Here is a 22,493-nt window from a genome sequence, read left to right on the forward strand (position 1 = left end):
AGCGGGACCACCCTACGGGGCAGCACTGACAATCGGGGTCACACCTCGTGCAGAGGGTTGGCGACCGTCCCGTGCACGGCGGCGTGCGGCCGGTTCGGGCGGTCGCGGTAGCCGTCGAGGTGGAGCCGGTTGCGGTTGAGGCAGAGCCGTTCGATCCGCGGGGTGAGCAGGTCGAACGTCTCGTAGCGCTCCTTGAGCTCGGGGAACCGGGCTTGGTGGCGGAGGATCTCGGCGCGGACCAGCCACCAGAAATCCGCCTCCGGAACTCCTAGTTGATCTTCACAGAGAGGGGCGAGGTACCGGAACACACCGACGAAGAGTCCGGAGTGGATGAACTGTGTCAGGAAGGCCGGCTCCTCGGTCAGCAGCACGTCCCGGACATCGGCGGGCATCGAGGCGTGCTCCGGCAGGGGCTCCGCGCTGATGTTGACGTCGTCGACGAAGTCCTTGATCGCGAGCCGCACGGGGACATCGTGGTCGTCGAAGACGACGATGGCGTTCTCGCCGTGCGGGGAGAAGACCGTTCCGTAGCGGTAGAGGAAGCGCAGCAGCGGGGGGAGCAGTGCGGCGAAGAGCCGCTCGAGCCAGGCGGCGGGCGCGAGGCCCGACCGGGCGACGAGCTCCGCGGTGAAGGAGCGTCCCTGGTTGTCGGTGTGGAGCAGGGAGGCGAGCGTACGGGCACCTTCACCGGCGGCCAGCTGCACGCCGAGCGGCTCGCGCCAGATGGCGCCGAGGAGTTCCCGGTACTGGTAGGGGACTTCTGGCAGGTGGTCGTACAGAGGGTGTTCGACCGCGACGGAGGCGACTTCGCCCAGCAGGATCACGCCGCACTCGTCTCGCAGGAACGCATCGCTCTCGCGCAGTCCCTGGACCCAGGCGGTCACGGCCGGGGCGGCGAGTGTGCGCTCGGTGGGGAGGCCGCGCCAGACCAGGGTGTTGAGGATCGACAGCGGAAGCTTCACCGTGTGCCGCTCGGGGTGTTCGACGTTGAGGAAGGTACGGATGGACTGCTGCGGCAGGCGCGGATCCGTATCGGCGTGGAGCGGAACGATCTGGTGGTGGGCGATGGCCGGTGCGTAGAGCGGCAGGATCACTTCGTCCCACTGCCAGGGGTGCACGGGGAGGTAGAGATAGCCGTCCGGGTCCAGCCCACGGGCCCTTAACTCGGCGGCGAATGACTCCCGGACGGCGGTGTCGAGTTCGCGGCGGTAGAGCCGGTCGGGTGTCGCGAGGCCGGTGACACCCCGGTACTGGGCGAGGTCCGTGCTGACCGCGATCCATGGCAGCCGGGCGGGCCGGCGGGACTCGGGTGTCCAGCGGGCGGCGTCAGCCGCGGAGAACCCGATCCGGCCCTTGTTGAGAACGAGCCAGGGGTGGCCGGTCTGATGGCCTTCCAGCCGCGCGTAGTCGAGTTCGGCGAGTTCGGCTGCGGGGAGCGCGGTGTGGTCGATACGGGCATCGGCAGCGAGGGTGGTGGTGAGCTCGCGGACCAGGTGCCCGAGAGTCGCGCCGTCCAGGGCGAGCAGCCTTCGGGCCAGAACGAGGAAGCGGAGTGGATCGCTGAACGGTTCGCCCTGGAGCGTGATGGTGTCCGGGTCGATGTGCCAGTGCCCGTAGGCGCCGCGCCGGGCCCGGAAGGTCAGCGGCAGGTCGTCGTCCAGCGTGAGCGTGTGACGGCCGCCGGTCCGGGCCACCGGCTCGATGATCTCTTCGTAGGCGAAGGCGCTGAGCATCTTGGCGAGAAGACGGCGGGCCGCACGGTCCCAGTCCTCGGGGTTGAGCTCGGCGGGGGCGAGCAGCGTCGGTTCTGCTTCGGAGTCGAAGCCAGCAGACGGGTTCAGCACGGGGACTCCTCGGGGTGGAACCGATTCGGGACGGGCGGTGTATCAAAAGCAGCAGTTCGTCAGGGGCGGGGATGTACGGGCAAGGGATGTACGGGCAAGGGGTGCGCCGGTACGGGGTGCGCATGTACGGGGGTGCAGAGGTGGGAGGTTCAGAAGTGGGGGGTTCAGAAGTGGGGGGTTCAGAAGTAGGAGGCGTACCGGCAGGCGCACAGAGGTGTTCGCCACTGGGCGGTAATGGGAGGTGTTCACATCGGGGATCACGTCTCACATCAGGTCGCGGACGGCGCGGTCGCGGACCATCAGCGCCGCGCGTTTGTCGGGAAGGTCGACTTCGGCCGAGTAGCGGAATCCCGCACGGAGAAAGGCCGACACGGAGGGGGTGTTGCGCAGGTCCGGCTCGGCGACGACGCGGGTGCACTGGGGCCGGTTGTCCAGTACGAGGTCGGAGACGGCGCGCAGCAGGGTGGTTCCGGTGCCGCGCCCCCGGTCGGCGACACCACCGATCAGGAGGTGCAGACCGGTGTCGTGGGGGTGTGCCGGATAGTGCCGGGCCAGTGGATCGAGGTCGGCGCGGTAGATCTCCCAGTAGCTCATGGGGGTGCCCTGGAGCACTCCGAGGCAGGGGACACTGCGGCCGTCGCCGTCCAGTTGGGGGCGCAGATGAGCGCGGGTGACGGATTCGGGGCCCGAGAGCTCCCAGAAGGCGGCGACGGCAGGGTCGTTCATCCAGTGGCTGAGGAGAGAGAGGTCGCGTTCGATGTCCACGGGTACCAGTTGGAAGACACCGGCCGGGGTGGCGACCGGCTGCCAGGCGCCGGGGCTGTCCAGCAGGTCGCCACCGGCGGAGCCGGGAGTCGCGGACCACGGAGTATGTGCCGGGTCTCCGGTGCGCAGCAGTGACAGCAGGTCCTCGGACAGCTGCAGGTCAAGGGTGTCCTCGGACTCTTCGTCAGTCCGTGGGACAGGTCCTGTCCCGGTATGGGCGCTCGCATCCGTGGAGGGCACGGCCACTCTCCTCATTCTCTGCTCAGCTATCGGTCGGGTCATGCCCCAGTGGGGTGAAGGGGGTTGGTGAGACGGGCGTAGACGGACTGGGTGTCGACCGGGCCGACGAGTTCGTCGAGTCCGTGGAGTCGGGTCAGCAGGTTGGCCTTGGTACGCAGGACGGGGGTGTCGAGAAGTTGAGCAGGCAAAGGGGAGCCGAGTGCGGTGGCTCGGGTGAGGAACTGCCGGAAGGCAGCGAGCAGCAGCCGTTCGTCGGCGAGTCGCTGGGCGCCGAAGGCGCCGATCAGTCCGAAGACGTTGTTGATGGCGAGGTAGTAGGCGAAGCGTTCATCGGTGACGTCGTCTGCGACGAAGGTGTCGCTGACGGCTCCGATCCCGGGGATGCGCTTCTCCAGTGCGGCACGGTGGGACTCCCGGAAGTAGTAGCCCTGGTTGTCGCGGTATCGGCCGCCGACGGGCCAGCCGCCGGGGCCGAGGATGACGATGGTGTTCTGCTGATGCGCTTCGAGGGCGATGCCCGCGGTGCCGTCCAGCCACAGCACCGGGCGTACGACGTGGTCGAGATAGCGCAGGAACCACTCGGTCGCGACAGCTCCGGTGGACCGCCCGGTCCTGGCCGCGAGTGCGGTCACGATGTCGGCGAGCCGCGAGCGCATGGCGCCGCCGCCGGGGCGGGGGTGGATCGCGGTGAGACCGGCGACGCAGACGGCGTCGTCGGCGGCGCTGAACGGATTGTGGCGGAGGGCGACGTCGAAGCCCGGAAGCGGTTCACCGTCAGGCGTGTTCACGGCCAGCCAGGCCGGATCACGGACGATGTCGAAACCGGGGTGGGCTGCTTGCCATGCACTCCCGAGGCCGCTCCGCAGGATCCGGTGGACCTCCACGCCGCGGTGGAGTTCCTTGCGGAGGTTCTCCCGGCGGGAGTTGGTGATGCGGAGCCCGAGGGACAGCTTGAGCATCGCTTCACCGCCCGGCCGGTGGACGGTGCGTACGGAGGAGGTGGGATACCAGCGGTCACCGTACGGACCGAGGTCGTGCAGCAACCCCGCGTCGAGAAGAGCTGCCACCGCGGGCCGGTGGGGCAGGTCCCGGGCCTGCCAGGGATGGAGCGGCAGAAGGGCTGTGTTGTCGGGGTGCTGGACGGCACCCGCGAAGCGGGCGGTGAGCCGGTCGGCGGGCAGCGTGCGTCCCCCCTCCGTCCACGCCGAGTCCTGGGCGAGCAGGGAGCGGTCGACGGCCATCCAGTGCAGGGGGAACGAGCCGTGCAACTCCGGTGAGAACAGTCGCAGTTCGGCGTCCGAGAGTCCCTCACGGCTCTTCGGGGTGGGGTGCAGCGGGTGACCGAGCAGAAGAGACTGCTCTGCGGTCAGGAAGGGATCCGCCTCACTGGACGGCTCCGGACTGCGACGGCGCTCGGTGATGAAGACGGCGGTCCGTTGAACCGAATCGGCGACCCTGCCGACCAGTTCGGTGCTGTCGCTCTGGCCCGCTTCCCTGCCGAGGAGGGCGGCGACGGTGACAGCGTCGGCGCGTGGCGCACCGATCGATCCGCCTTCGAGTACGGGTTTGCCGAACCGGTGCCAGCCGGTGGCCGACCAGTACAGGACAGGGACGAGCAGCGCGATACCGCTGGCATTCAGGGGGATGCGCAGTGTGGGCCCGGTGGGTGCGGACAGGTTGGTCTCCCGGACCCAGCAGCGCAGCAGGTTCTCGACGGCCGCAGCTTCGGCGGCCGTGTGGGGGTCCGACGCGTCGACGGGGTCTTCGAAGAGGCCGGATCCCGGGCGCCCGTCAGGGGTACGGTCCGCCGTCATCTGGCGCGGCACCGTCTCGGGACCGGCCGAGATCGAACCGGTCGATACCGGGCCGACGGTGAGGGAGTCGGCCCGCAACGGGTGGGCCGGGAATGGCTGGGCCGGGAGCGGACCTGCTGTACGGCTGCTGGGAACGGCGGAGTCACCGGTCTCGGGGGCATCAGGGTCAGGCGTGGGGTTCACGGGGTGCTTCCTTGCGCGGCCGGGGAGGAATGGGGGGAGGTGGGTTCAGTGCGGGTGACAGGTCTCATGACGGCCGTGGATGGCGCGTTCGGCGGCGGACAGGGCGTCGGCGAGCCGGTCCAGTACCGCCTCTGCCTGTTCGTCGGTGAGGGTGAGGGGAGGCAGCAGACGCACGACGCTCGCGTGGCGGCCGCCGAGTTCGACGATGAGTCCCCTGGCCAGGCACTCCCGCTGTACGGCGGCCGCGAGCACGGGGTCAGCCGCCGAGGGGCCGACGGCACCTGTCTCCCGGTCATCGGCAGCAATTGCCGCTTCGGCGGCTTCGGCGGCTTCCGGGCAGACGAGCTCCACGCCGATCATCAGGCCCCGGCCCCGTACGTCGCCGATGGCCGGGTGGTCGGCGGCCAGGCCCCGCAGTCTGCCGATCATGCGCGCGCCCAGGTCGGCCGCCCTCTCGGCGAGCCGGTTCTCACGGACATGAGCGAGGGTGGCGGCGCCCGCGGCCATGGCGAGCTGATTGCCGCGGAAGGTACCCCCGTGGGCCCCGGGCTCCCCGCAGTCCAGATCCGACCGGTAGACGATGACAGCGAGTGGGAGGGAACCCCCGATGGCCTTGGACATCACCATCACGTCAGGAACGATCCCGCTGTGCTCGACCGCCCAGAAGGCACCGGTGCGGCCGACGCCGGTCTGCACCTCGTCCGCGATGAGCGGAATGGACCGGTCGGCCGTGATCTTCCGCATACGGCGCATCCAGCTGTCCGGGCCGGGGATCACCCCGCCCTCGCCCTGCACCGGTTCGAGGATCATCCCGGCCGGCGGAGCCACCCCGCTCCTGGGGTCGTCGAGAAGGGACTCGGTCCAGTTGCCGGCCAGCTCCAGGCCCCGGGCACCGCCGACCCCGAACGGGCAGCGGTAGTCCTGCGGATACGGCAGCCGGGTCACCCGTGCGTCGGGGGCGCCGCCGTGATCGGCCCCGGTGAAGGTGAGAATTCCGCTGCGGCCGGTCGCGGTGCGGACGAGTGTGAGAGCTGCTTCGACCGCGTCCGTACCGGTCGGCCCGCAGAACTGCACCCGTGCCTGGTCCGCGAATCCGCGCGGCAGCGTCTCGAACAGTTCGGTGGTGAACGCGTCCTTGACCGGTGTGGCGAGATCCGGAACATGCAGGGGCGCACCCGAATCGATCACCTTCCTGATCGCTTCGAGGACCACCGGGTGGTTGTGTCCGAGCGCCAGGGTCCCCGCCCCCGACAGGCAGTCGAGATACCGCCGTCCGTCCGCACCCTCGATGGTCAGCCCGCGTGCGCGTACCGGCACGATCGGCAGCGACCGCGCGTAGGTGCGGGCCGCGGATTCACGCATCGACTGGCGGCGCAGGATCCCCTCGTGCGCTGTCGTCGCCGCCGACGGTGCGGTTTCGGTCACGGCCACTGCTGTTGGTCCTCCCGCTGTACGGATCGGCCGCCGCGTCCCTCGTTCCGCGACCGTCGCCCCCGGCGCTGAACACAGCCCAAAGGCCCCCATCCGTACCAACGACGAAGTCGCCCCGGGATCACGGGCAAGTCGGAAGATCCTTGCGGGTGCGGAACCACGGCCCTGCCTTATGCCGTCCACATCGGCACCGGCATAGTGGGGCCCGCACTTTGGTTCCGATCAGTTCCACCGTTTCCACAGTTCCGCACCACAGTGCCGAAATCCGTTGTTCCGGAGTCCCAGGGGGAATCACCACATGCGACCGCTACGCCCGACTTCCACCGAACGCCGCGGGAGGCGCGCATCCCGGCGAACGCTCCCCTCAATGGCCGCTGTTGGCCTCACGGCGGCACTCGCCCTCACCGCGACCGCCTGCGGTCCCGGCGACGACAACGCCAGTGACAAGCCGGCCGCCACCACCTCGTCGTCCTCGGACGGCAAGGTCGTCATACCGGACAACGTCAGGGGCGCGCTGAAGAAGCACGGCATCGACCTGGACAAGTGGAAGCACGGCGAGTGGAAGAACTGGAACAAGGACAAGTGGCTGCGTGAGGCGCAGGACTTCGTCAACCCGGTCATCTCCGGGCTCTGGGACCCGTCCAGGATGCGGCACGCCTCCAGGCCTCCGGAGAAGCCTGTCGACAACGACATCTCCGGTGACAAGGGAGTCACCGACCCGACTCCGGCGCCGGTGACCGCGCAGGGCGTGAACGCCCCATACCACCAGAGCATTCCAGAGGCGGGCAAGGTCTTCTTCGACAGCCCCGAAGGGTCGATGGTCTGCTCGGCGACGGTCGTGGAGGACCCCGCGCACCCCGGGAAGTCCAACATGGTGTGGACAGCGGGCCACTGTGTGCACGCCGGGAAGAAGGGCGGCTGGTACCGGAACATCGCCTTCGTCCCCTCGTACAACAACAGCGGTATGTCAACTGCCCAGTTGCAGAACGCCAAGAAGGACCAGGTCGCTCCGTACGGCGTCTTCTGGGCGGACTGGGCCCAGACCTCCGAGCAGTGGATCAACGACGGCGGCCCCACCGGCGGTCAGGGCGCCCCGTACGACTTCGCGGTCCTGCACGTCACTCCGGAGAAGGGCAGCACCAAGTCCCTGGAGGAGACGGTCGGAGGCGCGCTCCCGGTGAACTTCAACGCGCCCGCGGTGCCGGAGATCCCGAGCCTGACGGCGACCGGCTACCCCGCGGCTCCCCCGTTCGACGGCCAGAAGCTGTTCCAGTGCTCCGACCGTCCGGGCCGTCTGTCGCTCTCCGCGGCCGACCCGACGATGTACCGCGTCGGTTGCACCATGACCGGCGGGTCCTCCGGCGGCGGCTGGATAGCCAAGGGCGCCGACGGCAAGCCCGCGCTCGTGTCGAACACCTCCATCGGCCCGGTCACCGCAGGCTGGCTGGCCGGTCCGCGCCTCGGCAAGGTGGCCAAGGGCGTCTACGACTCGGTCAGCAAGAAGTACGCGGGCCAGTAGGCGCAGTTCTCGCCCCTCAAAGAGCTGTCCCTCGGACAGCGCCATCGATCACGCTCCATCAAGGGGAACAGCTCCATGCGATCCATCCGTCCGATACTGACCGCCACCGGAGTGGCCGCCGCCCTGGCGCTGACGGCCACCGCGTGTGGCGGCGGTGACGACAAGGCCGACGCTCCGGCCGCCGGCAAGTCCGCGGTATCCGCGGCGTCCGGCGCCGACGCCGCGGCCGGTGTGGCCGACGCCCTCAAGCGCCATGGTGTCGACCTGGCGAAGTGGAAGAGCGGCCAGTGGAAGAACTGGGACAAGGACAAGTGGCTCCGTGATGCCAAGGACTTCGCCAATCCGGTGATCAAGGGGCTGTGGAAGCCCGACCGGATGAAGACGGCCAAGGACCCGCAGAAGACCATGGCCTACGGCGACAGTTCGGGCGACCAGAACGTGACCGACCCGGCGCCCGCTCCGGTGAAGGCCCAGGAGGAGAATCACCCGTACCACCGGTACGCGGCGCCTGTCGGGAAGGTCTTCTTCGACTCCCCCGAGGGCTCCATGGTCTGCTCGGGCACGGTCGTCAAGGACCCGAAGCACCCGGGCAAGTCCAATCTGGTGTGGACCGCGGGCCACTGCGTCCACGCGGGCGGAAAGGGCGGCTGGTACCGGAACATCATGTTCGTGCCGTCGTACAACGACGAGGGCAAGTCGATCGCCCAGCTGCGGAACGCACCGTCGCAGGAAGTCGCCCCGTACGGCAAATACTGGGCCGACTGGGCCATGACGTCCAGCGCGTGGATCAAGGACGGGGGCCCCACCGGCGGGCAGGGCGCACCGTACGACTACGCCCTGCTCCATGTGAAGCCGGAGAGCGGGAGCAAGTCCCTCGAAGAGACCGTCGGCAACGCGCTGACCGTCGACTTCAACGCCCCCGCGGCCAAGAGCGTCTCCGCGATGGGCGCCTGGGGCTACCCGGCCGCCCCGCCGTTCAACGGTCAGCTGATGAACAAGTGCGTCGACCGGCCGGGGCAGCTGTCCGTCAGTCCCGGCACGCCGGCAATGTGGCGCATCGGCTGCACCATGACCGGTGGTTCGTCCGGTGGCGGCTGGTTCATCGCGGGACCGGACGGTAAGTCGGAGCTGGTCTCCAACACTTCGATCGGCCCGGTCACCTCGGGCTGGCTGGCGGGGCCGCAGCTCGGCCAGGGTGCGCAGCAGCTCTACCAGGCGATGAGCGACCGGTACGCGAACCAGTAGCGCGGCGGGCCGGTGTGGTCCACCGGCAACGGCGCCGAGGCCCGTCCTCTCACTGGAGAGAGGACGGGCCTCGGCCGTTACATCAGAAGGTGCGCGGTAAGCATCGGAAGGGATCTCCCGGACGCTGTCGTGCTGTCGGTGTCAGGGTGCCACGAGTACGTACGGCGCCAGATCGGCGGCCAGTTCCTCGTGTACCAGGGCCTTGAGCAGAGTGCCCTCCGGGGTGTGCTCCTCGGAGATCACTTCGCCGTCGGAGTGCGCACGGGCGACGAGCTGTCCGTGCGTGTACGGCACGAGAACCTCCAGCGACACCTGCGGCCGGGGCAGTTGCTCGTCGATCAGCGCGAGCAGTTCGACGATGCCCTGCCCCGAGCGGGCCGACACCGCGATGGCGCGGCGCTCGATGCGCAGCAGCCGCTGCAGAACGAGCGGATCGGCCGCGTCCGCCTTGTTGATCACCACGATCTCCGGGACGTCGGTGGCCCCGACCTCCCGGATCACCTCGCGTACGGCGGCGAGCTGCTCCTCCGGAGCCGGGTGCGAGCCGTCCACGACGTGCAGGATCAGGTCGGACTCGCCGACCTCCTCCATGGTGGAGCGGAACGCCTCGACCAGGTGGTGCGGCAGATGCCGGACGAACCCGACGGTGTCCGCCAGCGTGTAGAGCCGCCCGCTCGGTGTCTCGGCCTTGCGCACGGTCGGGTCCAGGGTGGCGAACAGGGAGTTCTCCACCAGCACCCCCGCGCCCGTCAGCCGGTTCAGCAGCGAGGACTTGCCCGCGTTGGTGTATCCGGCGATGGCGACCGACGGCACCTTGTGGCGCTTGCGCTCCTGCCGCTTGATGTCGCGCCCGGTCTTCATCTCCACGATCTCCCGGCGCATCTTCGCCATCTTCTCGCGGATCCGGCGCCGGTCCGTCTCGATCTTGGTCTCACCGGGACCACGGGTAGCCATCCCGCCGCCGCCACCCGCACCGGCGCCGCCCATCTGCCGGGAGAGCGACTGACCCCAGCCGCGCAGCCTCGGCAGCATGTACTGCATCTGCGCGAGCGCGACCTGCGCCTTGCCCTCCCGGGACTTGGCGTGCTGGGCGAAGATGTCCAGGATGAGCGCCGTACGGTCGACGACCTTGACCTTGACGACGTCCTCGAGGTGGATGAGCTGGCCGGGGCTGAGTTCACCGTCGCAGACCACCGTGTCCGCACCGGATTCGAGCACGATGTCCCGCAGCTCCTGCGCCTTGCCCGACCCGATGTAGGTGGCCGGGTCCGGCTTGTCGCGGCGCTGGACGACACCGTCGAGAACGAGCGCGCCCGCCGTCTCGGCGAGGGCCGCCAGCTCGGCGAGGGAGTTCTCCGCGTCCTGCGCGGTGCCCGAGGTCCAGACGCCCACCAGCACCACACGCTCCAGGCGCAGCTGCCGGTACTCGACCTCTGTGACGTCTTCGAGTTCGGTGGAGAGACCGGCCACCCGCCGGAGCGCGGCACGCTCCGAGCGGTCGTACTGGTCACCGTCCCGCTCACCGTCGATCGAGTGGCTCCAGGCGACGTCCTCTTCCATCAGGGCATCGGCCCGAAGGCTCTCGTTGAAGCTCTGCGCTTCCTGCTCGGGCGCTTCCTGCTCGTGCGCGGCCTGGGAAGGGGAAGAAGAGGAGGGCATTGGATCCTTACGTCGAGGCGGTAGAAAGTTTCGTTCGACAGTCACAACGCGTGACGGCCGCCGATGATTCCCTGAGGTTCCACCGGGTCCGGCAGCGCCGCCGACGCGTCGATAGTGACATGGTGCGCTGAGGCTCGTCACCCGGGTTTCAGCGCTTGTGCGCCCGCGGGGGCGGGGCGCTCCGCCAGTCGGGGTGGCCTGGCATGGGCGGAGTCTTCTTCCCGTACAGCCAGCCCCGGAAGAATCCCGAGAGGTCGCGCCCGGCGATCTGCGAGGCCAGCGCGGCGAAGTCGGCGCTGGTGGCCGACCTGTCGCGGTAGCGGCTCACCCAGCTGTGCTCAAGGGCCGAGAAGGCCGCCGCCCCGATCTCCTGGCGCAGCGCGTAGAGCACGAGCGCACTGCCGTCGTAGACCACCGGCCGGAAGATGCTGATCTTCTGCCCGTGCACCGGGGGCTTGGGTGCCGCCGGAGGGCCGCCCTCCGCCCGCCAGCCGTCGGACCGGCGGTAGGCGTCGCGCATCCGGGTCGCCAGCGACTTCCCGTCGTGCTCGTCCGCGTAGAGCGCCTCGTACCAGGTGGCGTGCCCCTCGTTCAGCCAGAGATCGGACCAGCGGTGCGGTGAGACGCTGTCGCCGAACCACTGGTGGGCGAGCTCGTGGACCATGACCGAGTCGACGTACCACTCGGGGAAGGAGCCCCCGGCGAACATCCGCCGCTCGAAGAGGGACAGGGTCTGGGTCTCCAGCTCGAAGCCGGTGCCCGTGTCGGCGATGAGGACCCCGTACGTCTCGAAGGGGTAGCGCCCGGCTTTCGACTCCATCCAGGCCAGCTGGGCGGGGGTCTTCCGCAGCCAGGGCTCCAGCTTCTTCCGGTCGGCCGCGGGTACGACGTCGCGCATCGGCAGTCCGTGCGGTCCGGTCCGGTGGATCACGGCCGAGTCGCCGATCGACACCTGGGCCAGTTCCGTGGCCATGGGGTGGCGGGTCCGGTAGGTCCAGGTGGTGCGGCCGGCGCGGGTCGTCCGGGGGCCGGGCAGGCCGTTGGCGACGGCCGTCAGTTTCCGCGGGGTGGTGATCCGGAACGTGAAGAAGGCCTTGTCGGCGGGGTGGTCGTTGCAGGGGAAGACCCGGTGGGCGGCGTCTGCCTGGTTGGCCATGGCCAGGCCGTCGGGGGTCCTGATCCAGCCGCCGTCGGCGGCGCCCCGCGGGTCGCTGGTGTGCCGGACGGTGATCCGCAGCGGGTTTCCGGCCCTGACCGCGCTGTGCGGGGTCACGACCAGGTCCTCGTCCGCGGTGGCGAACCGGGCCGGCTCACCGTTCACCTCCACCGAGTGCACGGTGCCGCGCGCGAAGTCGAGGTTGATGCGCCGCAGTGGCGCCGTGGCCCGGGCGTCGATGCTGGTCACGGCCTCCAGCGGGGTGGTGTTGCTGCCGGGGTAGGTGAGGCCGATGTCGTACGAGAGGACGTCGTACCCGGGGTTGCCCAGGTGTGGGAAGAGCGGATCGCCGATGCCGAGGGGGACGGGTGCGGGCAGCGTGGCGGCGATGAGGGCCGCCGATGCGGTCGCGAGCAGGACGCCTCGCGCGCGCCGGGAGATGAACAGCATGGACTACGGCTACCAGCCCCTGCCGCGCGCGCCCCGGCGCAGCGCGCCGGGCCACCCGAACGTGTGGTCAGCCGGTCGTGCGGTCAGGCGGTCGTGGGTCAGGCAGTGGCCGGATGCTGGGCGCGGCTCACGTCGTAGACGCCGGGCACGTCCCGCATGGTGCGCATCAGGGCGGGAAGCCCTGCGGCGTCCGGGAGTTGCAGTGTGTAGGTGTGGCGTACGCGTTGCTCGGACGGCGGTTCCACGGTGGCCGAGACGACCGCGACACCTGCCGTGGCGATGGCCTCGGTGAGGTCGGCGAAGAGCTGCGGCCGTCCGAAAGCCTCGGCGACCAGCGTGACCCTGCAGTCGCCTGTGGCACCCCAGTTCACCTCGACGGGGGGCCGTCCCAGGGACAGCATCCGGGTCACCGACGGGCATCCCTCACGGTGGACGGTGACGGCGCCGCCGCGCACGGTGAATCCGGTCACGGCGTCGGGCGGCACCGGTGTGCAGCAGCCGGCCAGCCGTACCGTCGCGTTCGGCACGCCCACGACGGCCCCGGCGGCCGCCCTGCGCATCGCTCCGCCGGTCACCGAAGCGCTGGGCCGGGGAGCCGCCGCCGGTACCGCCGCCCCTTCGGGGTGGGCGTCGAGCCAGCCGGTGATCGCGATCCGCGCGCCGGGGGTGCGCACATGGCCGAGCCAGTCGGGCGACGGCCCGGACGCGGTGTCCTCGGCGAGCAGCAACTGGACGGTGTCGCCGTCGCTGAGCACCGTACTGAGGGTAGCCAGACGCCCGTTGACACGTGCGCCGATGCAGGAGTGCGCCTTCTCGCCGTGCTGCGCGTAGGCCGCGTCCACACAGCTCGCCCCGGCGGGCAGACCGAGCGTGCCGCCGTCGGCCCGGAAGACGGTGATCTCCCGGTCCTGTGCGAGGTCGGCGCGGAGTGTGGACCAGAACGTGTCCGGGTCGGGCGCTGATTCCTGCCATTCGAGGAGCCTGGAGAGCCAGCCGGGGCGGCTGGGGTCGACGCGTGCGCCGTCCTCCGCGGTGCCGGCGGCGGCGTTCGCGATGGTGGCTGCGGAGTGCGGGCCGTCGAGCGGTACGTACGGATTGCCGAGCGCGACCACCCCGGCCTCGGCGACCTTGTGCATCAGGTGGGTGCGGATGAGGACTTCGGCGACGTCCCCGCCCGCACTGGCGACGGCCGTGTGCAGCGACTGGTAGAGGTTGAACTTGGGCGATGCGATGAAGTCCTTGAACTCGGAGATCACCGGCGTGAAACAGGTGTGCAGCTCGCCCAGTACGCCGTAGCAGTCCGCGTCCTCACCGACGAGCACCAGGAGCCGGCCGAAGTCCGTGGGACACAGCTCGCCGCGTTTCGTCCTGACCCGGTGGACGGAGACGAAGTGCCGGGGCCTGATGAGGACTTCGGCGGTGATCCCCGCCTCTCTCAGCACCCTTCTGACGTCCTCGGCGATGGTGACGAGCGGGTCGGCGGTGGCGTCCTGCGCGGCGATGAGGGCACGTGTGATCTCGTACTCCTCCGGGTTCAGGATCGCGAAGACCAGATCCTCCAGCTCGGTCTTGAGCGCCTGCACACCGAGCCGTTCGGCCAGCGGGATCAGCACATCGCGGGTGACCTTGGCGATCCTCGCCTGCTTCTCGGGGCGCATCACGCCGAGCGTGCGCATGTTGTGCAACCGGTCGGCGAGTTTGATCGACATGACCCGGACGTCGTCGCCGGTGGCCACGAGCATCTTGCGGAAGGTCTCGGGCTCGGCCGCTGCCCCGTAGTCGACCTTCTCCAGTTTGGTCACGCCGTCGACCAGATAGCAGACCTCGTCGCCGAACCCCTCCCGTACCTGGGCGAGCGTCACCTCTGTGTCCTCGACCGTGTCGTGGAGGAGCGAAGCGGTCAAGGTCGTTGTCTCGGCGCCCAGTTCGGCGAGGATCAGGGTCACCGCGAGCGGGTGGGTGATGTAGGGCTCGCCGCTCTTGCGCATCTGGCCGCGGTGGGACGTTTCAGCAAGAACGTACGCCCGCCGCAGCACGGCGAGATCGGCATCCGGGAAGTGCGCCCGGTGGGCCTCGGCGACGTGGCCGATGGCGTCGGGCAGACCGCTGCGCGAGGCGGGCCCGAACAGTGCGGCACGGCCCAGTCTGCGCAGATCGATTCTGGCGCGACCGCGTCTGCGGCCCGGGTTGTCCACCGGACGGATCTCCGGGGACGCACCGTTGGGGCTGGCGGCCTCTGCACTCATGGCACCTCCGGCAGTGTCGACCGGCGGTGGACGGGCTGCGACTGGGCGCTCCGGGCCGGTGCTTGATGCTACCGAGCCCACCACGCGGTATCCGCCCGCTCCCGCCCAGCGTGAAACGGATCACCCATTCGAGCGAAGTCCAGGACCTTTCGTTTGGATCGGGCCGGGCTCGCGGGGCCTGATCCGAACGCGCCTCAGGAGAGGGCCGTTTCCCAGAACGAGGCGTCGATCGTGCCCTCGGCGACGATCACCGCGGGACCCGTCATCTCGACCTCGCCGTCCGGCAGCTCGGTGATCACCAGCCGCCCGCCGGGGAGGTCCACGGTGTACGTCACGGGCTCGCCGGTGAGCGCCGGGTCGATGCCGTCCCTGCGGGCCGCCGCGACGGCGACGGCGCAGGCACCCGTACCGCAGGACCGGGTCTCGCCCGAGCCGCGCTCGTGCACCCGCATGGCTACGTGGCGTTCACCACGGTCCACGACGAACTCGACGTTGACACCGTCCGGGTAGACGGACTCCGGTGCGAACTGCGGTACGGAGAGCAGGGCCCCGGCATCCGCCAGATCGTCGACGAAGGCGACGGCGTGCGGATTGCCCATGTTCACGTTCAGCGCGGGCCAGGCCCGGTCGCCGACCGTGACGGTCACCCCGTCCGTGGGAAGCGCGGCCCGGCCCATGGAGACGGTGATGTCGCCGTTCTTGGCGAGGTGGGTCCGCTTCACTCCGCCGCGCGTCGCGATGACCAGGTCCCCCGCGTCCACCAGTCCGGCGCGCTGGAGGTAGCGGGCGAAGACGCGGACGCCGTTCCCGCACATCTCGGCGATGGAGCCGTCGCTGTTGCGGTAGTCCATGAACCACTCGGCCTCGCCTGCCATCGCCCGGGCCTCCGGGTGCGCGGCGGACCGCACGACGTGCAGCAGACCGTCGCCGCCGATGCCCGCCCGGCGGTCGCACAGCACGGCGACCGCCGATGCGGGCAGGTCGATGACGTTGTCCGGGTCGGGGACGATCACGAAGTCGTTCTCGGTCCCGTGGCCCTTGAGGAAGGCGATCTGCGAGATGGTCACCCTGCCATCGTACGAGGTGTCCGCCGGTACGGGCGGGCGGGCGCGGCTCAGCGCAGCCGGGCCACGCGCCCCACGGCGAGCGCCACGATCACGCAGAAGGCCAGGACGTAGAGGGCGGCCATCCGCCAGTCCGGTCGCACCCCCGAGCCTCGGGCGGGCAGCCCCGGCCACGTGTAGCCGACGCGGCGGGCGGCCATCATGCCCCAGCCGGCCGCGCAGCAGCTGATCAGCAGCCCGAGCATGGCGACCACCGGGCCGCCGTCACCGAACTCGAAGGCGAGCGGGAAGGCGAACATCAGCGATCCGACGGCGGCCAGCACCACGATCGGGGCGAGCTGCCAGATGCGGAGCCTGCGCTGCGGCCGCAGCTCGACCTCGACTTCGGGAGCCACCTGGGAGATGTCCATCGCATCGGGTCCGTCGGGGCTGAGCCGCGGGGCGTCGGGGTGTCCCGGGCCGCTGCCGCGTTCTCCGTCGCGTTCGCTGTCGCGAGGGCCGGCCTCCATCGCCACACGCCCTCCCCACTCGGACTCCACTGTCGATCGCAGATCGATGATGGCACGCCCCCCGGCCGCGAACTGACGGGCTGAGCGTCCCGATGCCATCACGTGATCAGGCTGTGACCGCCCGTTCGACCAAGGCCAGCGCCTGCCCGGTAAGTTCCGTCCGGTCCGCGGCCGCACCGCTGAGCCAGTGCACCCGTGGGTCACGTCGGAACCATGAATCCTGGCGGCGCGCGAAGCGTTTCGTGGCGCGTACGGTCTCGGTGCGCGCCTCGTCGTCGGTGCACTCCCCCGCGAGCGCCGCGAGCACCTGCTGGTACCCGAGAGCGCGCGACGCGGTGCGCCCCTCCCGGAGCCCCCGGCCCTCCAGCGTGCGGACCTCGTCCACCAGACCGGCGTCCCACATCCGGTCGACACGCAGGGCGATGCGCTCGTCCAGCTCCGGGCGGGCGACGTCGACGCCGATCTGCACGGTGTCGTAGACCGGGTCGGGGCCCGGCAGATTGGCGGTGAAGGGCTTTCCGGTGATCTCGATGACCTCCAGGGCCCGGACGATCCTGCGGCCGTTGCTGGGCAGGATCGCGACGGCGGCCTCCGGGTCGGCGGCGGCCAGCCGTTCGTGGAGCGCTCCGGGGCCGTGCCGCTCCAGCTCGTCCTCGAGGCGGGCCCGTACGCCGGGGTCGGTGCCGGGGAACTCCAGCGCGTCGATGGCCCCGCGGACGTACAGCCCGGAGCCCCCCACCAGGACCGGTGTGCGGCCGGCTGCGAGAAGCCGGTCGATCTCCGCGCGGGCGAGCCGCTGGTACTCGGCGACGCTGGCTGCCTCGGTCACGCTCCAGATGTCGAGGAGGTGGTGCGGAACGCCGCCGCGCTCTTCGAGCGTCAGCTTGGCTGTTCCGATGTCCATCCCTTCATAGAGCTGCATGGAGTCGGCGTTGACGACTTCGCCGCCGAGATGCCGGGCGATGGCGACGCCCAGATCGGACTTTCCGGCCGCGGTGGGACCGACGACGGCGATGACCCGCGCTGCGGGAGCTGCACTTCTCACCGTCTCAGTCTCGCAAACCCCGGGGCCTGTCCCCGAATGAGTTACGTGACGGCCGGGTGCCCGGATTCGTTTCCTCTTCCGAGGTTCCGGCCTACGGCTTTCGACCGGTGGGCCCGGTCGGCGCAATCAGGCGCTCCGGGTGGCCAGGAATTTCGCTCACACGAGTACGTTATGGAGTGAATATGGGTATTTTTGCAGTGTTCCGTCGGAAGGCGAAGGCCGAGGAAACCGTCGAGGAGCCGGCCGTGGACGCCGTGACCGAAGCTCCGGCGCGGGAGCCGGCTGAGGAGTCCGCCGAGAAGTCCGCTGACGGAGCGGTCGGGGGCCCGGCCCCGGGGCCGGCGTCCGAGGACCCGGCCGGACAGGCGGCGCCCGCGGCGGACACTGCGGGCGGCACCGCAGAGAGCGTGGAGATCCCGCGTCAGCAGTCGGCGGCCGCGGCCGCCGACAACGAAGCCGGTGAGGGCGTTCGCAAGTAGAACGCCCTCCGGAGGGAAGTAGGTAGCCATGGGATTCCTGGACAACGTGAAAGCCAAGCTCGGACCGGCCAAGGACAAGGTCTCCGACCTCGCGCAGCAGCACGGGGACAAGATCGGAGAGGGTCTCGACAAGGCCGCTCACACGGTCGACGCCCGGACCAATGGCAAGTACAGCGAGAAGATCGAATCAGGCACCGGCAAGGCCAAGGAAGCCCTGGAGCGCCTCTCGCACAAGGACGGCGGCGGTACGACCAAGCCGCCCGCTGCCTCCTGATCCGGCACGGCAGATCCGGCACAGCACGGCGGGCGGTCGCGGAGCACCTCGCTCCACGACCGCCCGCCGTGTTTCCGGGAACGCCGTGTTTCCGGGAACGCCTTGCTTCCGGGAACGCCTTGCTTCCGGGAACGCTGGGTTTCCTTGAACGCGCTGTCTCCCGGAACACGCCGTCTGCGGGTATCGGCGCTCAGGACCAGGTGGCGACGGAGTACCCGACGCCGTACGGAGCATCGTCGTAGAGCAGCCGGCCGCCCGGCTCCATACCCTCGGCCGCGCCCGCCAGGACCTGCCAGGGCGCTCGGCCCGCGGCCTTCAGTTCGTACGCCAGCCCGGCATCCAGCGCCTTCAGCGCGGCCACGTCCGCCGTGCCCAGTGCCCGTGCGGCGGCGGCGTCGAAGCCGGCGGCGCGCTCGTCCAGGTAACCGGGTGCCTTCAGGGTGCGGCAGGCGCTGCCGTCGCCCATGACCAGCAGGGCGACACGTTCGGCGCGGCCGGCCAGCTCCCGTCCGGCTGCGAGACAGCGTTCCGGCTCCAGCGATTCGCCGACACCCAGCCCCTCGACCGGGGCGTCGGCCCACTCCGCACGGCCCAGCAGCCAGGCGGCGACCGACAGGGACGGCGGGAGCCGGCGTCCGGACCCTGCGTCCGACGTCCCCAGCCGTACCTGGAGGTCCACTCCGAAGCCGCTGAACGAGCCGGTGGCGCCTTCGGGGTGCGCCCCCCGGTCCGCGGCACCGGCAGGCCCCACGGCGATCAGCAGATCGGGCCGGGCCGCGGCAAGCACTCCGACGGCGTCGAGGCAGGCGGCCCTGGCAGCGTCGAGTTCGGACGCCGCACCGGCGGCCACCTCGGGCACGAGCAGGGGCGGACAGGGGCAGACGGCGGCGGCTACGAGCATGATCCGCAGCCTACCCAGTGCCGCGACGGGCAGGCTGACCCCGTCGCGACGCCCGCGCGGAGAGCGGAGACCGGTGGGACAAACCCTGGCCCCTGCCGGGCAGGAGCCGGACAGCCGCCGGGACCGCCGCCCGAAACCGGGACGGCTGAGACCGCCCGGGACGGCTGAGACCGCCCGAGTCCGCCTAGTCGCAGCCGCAGCCCGCGGTCGCTGCCGGCTCCGGCGCGGGTGCGCCGATGCCCGGGAGCCCGAGCATGACACCGGCCGGCTTGGCCGCAGTCGCGGTGTTGCGCTTCTCCCAGGCGTCCCCGGACCGCGTGCGCCGTACCGCCACGGCCGGTCCCTCGGCGAGCAGATGGTGCGGCGCCGCGTAAGTGATCTCCACCGTCACCACATCACCGGGGCGCACCTCGGTGTCCGGCTTGGTGAAGTGCACCAGCCGGCTGTCGGGCGCACGTCCGGAGAGCCGGTGCGTCGCGCCGTCCTTGCGGCCCTCGCCCTCGGCCACCATGACGTCCACCGTGCGGCCGACCTGGGTCTTGTTCTCCGCCCAGGAGATCTCCTCCTGGAGCGCCGAGAGCCGCATGTAGCGCTCCTGGACGACCTCCTTGGGGACCTGGCCCTCCATGGTCGCGGCCGGGGTACCGGGCCGCTTCGAGTACTGGAAGGTGAAGGCCTGCGCGAAGCGGGCCTCGCGGACCGCGTGCATCGTCTGCTGGAAGTCCTCCTCGGTCTCACCGGGGAAGCCCACGATGATGTCCGTGGAGATCGCGGCGTGCGGGATCGCGGCACGCACCTTGTCGATGATCCCGAGGAAACGCTCCTGCCGGTAGGAACGGCGCATCGCCTTCAGGACGGTGTCCGAACCCGACTGCATCGGCATGTGCAGCTGCGGCATCACGTTCGGCGTCTCGGCCATCGCCGCGATCACGTCGTCCGTGAAGTCCCGCGGATGCGGCGAGGTGAAGCGGACCCGCTCAAGGCCCTCGATCTTCCCGCAGGCGCGCAGCAGCTTGGAGAATGCCTCGCGGTCGCCGATGTCCGAGCCGTACGCGTTGACGTTCTGGCCGAGCAGCGTGATCTCCGATACGCCCTCGTCCACCAGTGCCTCGATCTCGGCGAGGATGTCGCCGGGCCTGCGGTCCTTCTCCTTGCCGCGCAGCGCGGGGACGATACAGAAGGTGCAGGTGTTGTTGCAGCCGACGGAGATCGAGACCCACGCGGCGTACGCGCTCTCGCGCCGGGTCGGCAGCGTCGAGGGGAACGCCTCCAGCGACTCGGCGATCTCGACCTGGGCCTCGCCCTCGATACGGGAGCGCTCCAGCAGCACCGGGAGCTTGCCGATGTTGTGGGTGCCGAAGACGACGTCGACCCACGGCGCCCGCCGGACGATGGTGTCCCGGTCCTTCTGGGCCAGGCAGCCACCGACCGCGATCTGCATCCCGGGGCGCCTGGTCTTCATCGGAGCGAGCCGGCCGAGGTTGCCGTACAGCTTGTTGTCGGCGTTCTCGCGCACCGCGCAGGTGTTGAAGACGACGACATCGGCGTCCCCGTCGGCGCCCTCCGGCGCACGGACGTATCCGGCGTCCTCCAGGAGTCCCGACAGCCGTTCGCTGTCGTGGACGTTCATCTGGCAGCCGTAGGTGCGGATCTCGTAACTTCGGTTCAGGGCGTCCTGCGCGGTCATGCCACCAGGGTAGGCGGTGCCGGGCGGAGCTCCCGCCCCCGGCCGTGCACGCGGTCATCCGGACGAAAGGCCCTGGCTCCCGCCGGTGCTGTCGTCCACGTCGTACTGCAGGCGCTCGGAGACCTCGACCACTCCGTCCACCCCGCGGCACAGCCGCACCGCCGCCGGAATCACGCTCCTGCGCTCGACCACGCCGCTGAGCATCACATGGCCGTCGCTCACATCCACCGTGATCGCGGAGGGTGAGAGCCCCAGGGTCCTGGTCAGTACGCCTTCCAGCACTTCCTCCTGGATGGCGCGGTCGCGGCGGAGGAAGACCTGGAGCAGATCACTGCGGCTGATCACCCCGGCCAGCCTGCCTGCGTCATCCACGACGGGCAGCCGTTTGACGCTCCGCGCCTGCATCAGCCAGCCCGCCTCGACGATGGTCCAGTCCGGGCGCGCGACCACCGCCGGACTGGTCATCAGCCCTTCCGCCGTGGTCGCTTCGGTCTTGGAGTGGTGGTCGGAGTCCTGCCGGACGGCGGGCAGCAGCGCGGTCAGGCCCAGCTGCTTGCGGAGCAGATCGGCCTCGGAGACCACACCCACCGGCCGGTCGTCGTCATCCACGACGGGAACGGCCGAAATGCGGTGTTCGGTGAGGAGCCGGGCGATCTCCTTGAGGAACGTCCCCCGCTGCACCCGTACGACATTCGTCGACATCATCTGTCCGACGGTTCGGCTCGACGTCACTGCGGTCCTCCGGGGCGCGGTCCAGCGGCAATCGGCTGCCGTCGGGTGATCAAGGATCAATAGTGACAGCTATGAACCGGTCCGAATAATTCCGGATACCTGAGCAGGCGCACGGCGACCGGACGGCGACGGCACCGCGTACCGGAGCCGCACCCCGCGCCGTCCGCGCCCGTCCGCCCCGTCCGCGCCGTCCGCCGGCCCGCTCCCCCGCTCCCCTGTTCGCCAGGGGCGTGAACTGGCAGGATCGCGCGCATGCCCAAGGCACTTCCCCGCATCAGCCGCCGCCGCGCCCTCCAGGGGACGGTGACCGTACTGGTGGTCTCCGGACTGCTGATGTGGTGGCTGCTGCCCATCGGCCCGTCTTCCCCGCACGGGACCGTGACCTTCAGTACCGGGGTGCGGACCGGTGTGTACCAGCTGTACGGGAAGCTGCTCAGCCCCACACTCGCCCATGACATGCCCGGGGTGGACATCCAGCTCCAGCCGAGCGAGGGCTCCCAGCAGAATCTCGCCAGAGTCGCGACCGGCAAGGCCGACTTCACGATTGCGACGGCCGACGCCATCGCAAAGTACATCGAGGACGGAAAGCCGGGCGCGGACCGGCTGCGTGGCTGCGCCCGGCTGTACGACGACTACGTGCAGCTCGCCGTCGAGGACAGCTCCCCGGTCAGGCGCGCCGCCGACCTGCGCCACAAGCGGGTCGCCGTGGGCCAGCCCGGATCGGGCGTACGGCTGATAGCGGACCGCACGCTGCGGGCCGCCGGACTCGACCCCGTCAAGGACATCACCGCTGTACCGGCGGGGATCGACACCAGTCCGGAACTCCTCAAGGCGGGCAAGATCGACGCGTTCTTCTGGTCGGGCGGCCTGCCGACCGACGCGGTACGCGATCTGGCCGCGCGCCAACCGATCCGGCTGATTCCGCTCGACGACCTGGTGACCCGGCTGCACGCGGCCGGCGGCACCACCCGCTACTACCGCTCGGCCGTCATGCCGGCCGATGCCTACCGTCAGGCTCGTAACGGCGCCCCGGTGCCGACGATCGCGGTCGCGAACGTACTGGTCACCACCGACCGCGTGGACCCGAAGCTGACCGAGGGCTTCACCCGCAGCGTGATCCGCAGCCGCGACCGCATCGGGCGGCAGGTGCACGCGGCGCAACTGGTCGACGTTCGGACCGCGATCTACACGGACCCGCTGAAGCTGGACGAGGGCGCACGACGCTACTACCGGTCGGTCAAGCCCTGAGC

General features: G+C 70.3%; 18 protein-coding genes. 5 read left to right on the forward strand and 13 right to left on the reverse strand.

Features of this window, described 5'->3' with window-relative positions:
* Positions 1-38: 38 nt before the first annotated feature.
* The 4 genes from OG210_RS04480 to OG210_RS04495 all read right to left on the reverse strand — a co-directional run bounded on the left by OG210_RS04480 (position 39) and on the right by OG210_RS04495 (position 6,277).
* Positions 39-1,844, reverse strand: coding sequence for an IucA/IucC family siderophore biosynthesis protein (locus OG210_RS04480; RefSeq protein ID WP_328332231.1), 1,806 nt, complete (start codon positions 1,842-1,844; stop codon positions 39-41).
* 264 nt (positions 1,845-2,108) lie between these two features.
* On the reverse strand, positions 2,109-2,849 hold the full coding sequence (locus tag OG210_RS04485; protein WP_328332229.1) for a GNAT family N-acetyltransferase: 741 nt from the start codon (positions 2,847-2,849) through the stop codon (positions 2,109-2,111).
* A gap of 38 nt (positions 2,850-2,887) precedes the next feature.
* Positions 2,888-4,846: an IucA/IucC family protein gene (locus OG210_RS04490; RefSeq protein ID WP_328332226.1), complete on the reverse strand. Its 1,959-nt coding sequence runs from the start codon at positions 4,844-4,846 to the stop codon at positions 2,888-2,890.
* A 45-nt stretch (positions 4,847-4,891) separates the two neighbouring features.
* On the reverse strand, positions 4,892-6,277 hold the full coding sequence (locus tag OG210_RS04495; RefSeq protein ID WP_371535027.1) for a diaminobutyrate--2-oxoglutarate transaminase family protein: 1,386 nt from the start codon (positions 6,275-6,277) through the stop codon (positions 4,892-4,894).
* A gap of 298 nt (positions 6,278-6,575) precedes the next feature.
* Here OG210_RS04495 and OG210_RS04500 point away from each other — a divergent pair, with 298 nt between their 5' ends.
* Positions 6,576-7,796, forward strand: a complete 1,221-nt coding sequence (locus tag OG210_RS04500) for a hypothetical protein (RefSeq protein ID WP_328332222.1) — start codon at positions 6,576-6,578, stop codon at positions 7,794-7,796.
* Positions 7,797-7,871: 75 nt separating this feature from the next.
* Positions 7,872-9,041 (forward strand): hypothetical protein, encoded by a 1,170-nt coding sequence (locus OG210_RS04505; protein ID WP_328332220.1) that lies wholly within the window; start codon positions 7,872-7,874, stop codon positions 9,039-9,041.
* Between the two features lie 141 nt (positions 9,042-9,182).
* Here the strand turns inward: OG210_RS04505 and hflX are convergent, their stop codons facing one another.
* From hflX to miaA, 6 genes are all read right to left on the reverse strand, one after another.
* Positions 9,183-10,700 carry a GTPase HflX gene (gene hflX, locus OG210_RS04510; protein ID WP_328332218.1) on the reverse strand — a complete coding sequence of 506 codons (1,518 nt, stop codon included), beginning with the start codon at positions 10,698-10,700 and terminating at the stop codon, positions 9,183-9,185.
* Between the two features lie 148 nt (positions 10,701-10,848).
* Entirely contained in the window at positions 10,849-12,306 is a 1,458-nt protein-coding gene (locus tag OG210_RS04515; RefSeq protein WP_328332216.1) for a M1 family metallopeptidase, read from the reverse strand.
* A gap of 98 nt (positions 12,307-12,404) precedes the next feature.
* Positions 12,405-14,552, reverse strand: a complete 2,148-nt coding sequence (locus OG210_RS04520) for a bifunctional (p)ppGpp synthetase/guanosine-3',5'-bis(diphosphate) 3'-pyrophosphohydrolase (RefSeq protein ID WP_371535028.1) — start codon at positions 14,550-14,552, stop codon at positions 12,405-12,407.
* Positions 14,553-14,746: 194 nt separating this feature from the next.
* On the reverse strand, positions 14,747-15,619 hold the full coding sequence (dapF, locus tag OG210_RS04525; protein ID WP_328332212.1) for a diaminopimelate epimerase: 873 nt from the start codon (positions 15,617-15,619) through the stop codon (positions 14,747-14,749).
* A 47-nt stretch (positions 15,620-15,666) separates the two neighbouring features.
* The gene (locus tag OG210_RS04530) at positions 15,667-16,125 is read right to left on the reverse strand and encodes a hypothetical protein (protein WP_328332210.1); all 459 of its coding nucleotides are present in this window, start codon (positions 16,123-16,125) and stop codon (positions 15,667-15,669) included.
* Positions 16,126-16,231: 106 nt separating this feature from the next.
* On the reverse strand, positions 16,232-17,170 hold the full coding sequence (gene miaA, locus OG210_RS04535; RefSeq protein WP_328332208.1) for a tRNA (adenosine(37)-N6)-dimethylallyltransferase MiaA: 939 nt from the start codon (positions 17,168-17,170) through the stop codon (positions 16,232-16,234).
* 182 nt (positions 17,171-17,352) lie between these two features.
* Here miaA and OG210_RS04540 point away from each other — a divergent pair, with 182 nt between their 5' ends.
* A complete protein-coding gene (locus tag OG210_RS04540) occupies positions 17,353-17,649 on the forward strand; it encodes a hypothetical protein (protein WP_328332206.1) in 297 nt (98 codons plus the stop codon).
* Positions 17,650-17,677: 28 nt separating this feature from the next.
* Positions 17,678-17,923: an antitoxin gene (locus OG210_RS04545; RefSeq protein WP_328332205.1), complete on the forward strand. Its 246-nt coding sequence runs from the start codon at positions 17,678-17,680 to the stop codon at positions 17,921-17,923.
* Positions 17,924-18,113: 190 nt separating this feature from the next.
* Here OG210_RS04545 and OG210_RS04550 read toward each other — a convergent pair whose 3' ends face one another.
* The 3 genes from OG210_RS04550 to OG210_RS04560 form a co-directional block, all read right to left on the reverse strand.
* A complete protein-coding gene (locus OG210_RS04550; RefSeq protein WP_328332202.1) occupies positions 18,114-18,824 on the reverse strand; it encodes a class III extradiol dioxygenase subunit B-like domain-containing protein in 711 nt (236 codons plus the stop codon).
* A gap of 184 nt (positions 18,825-19,008) precedes the next feature.
* Entirely contained in the window at positions 19,009-20,511 is a 1,503-nt protein-coding gene (gene miaB, locus OG210_RS04555) for a tRNA (N6-isopentenyl adenosine(37)-C2)-methylthiotransferase MiaB (protein ID WP_328332200.1), read from the reverse strand.
* Between the two features lie 54 nt (positions 20,512-20,565).
* Positions 20,566-21,216: a CBS domain-containing protein gene (locus OG210_RS04560; RefSeq protein ID WP_328332198.1), complete on the reverse strand. Its 651-nt coding sequence runs from the start codon at positions 21,214-21,216 to the stop codon at positions 20,566-20,568.
* Between the two features lie 279 nt (positions 21,217-21,495).
* Here OG210_RS04560 and OG210_RS04565 point away from each other — a divergent pair, with 279 nt between their 5' ends.
* The gene (locus OG210_RS04565) at positions 21,496-22,491 is read left to right on the forward strand and encodes a TAXI family TRAP transporter solute-binding subunit (RefSeq protein ID WP_328332196.1); all 996 of its coding nucleotides are present in this window, start codon (positions 21,496-21,498) and stop codon (positions 22,489-22,491) included.
* The last annotated feature ends 2 nt before the right edge of the window (positions 22,492-22,493 follow it).

The sequence above is a fragment of the Streptomyces sp. NBC_00466 genome (genome assembly GCF_041433995.1).
In the GTDB taxonomy this organism is placed as follows: domain Bacteria; phylum Actinomycetota; class Actinomycetes; order Streptomycetales; family Streptomycetaceae; genus Streptomyces.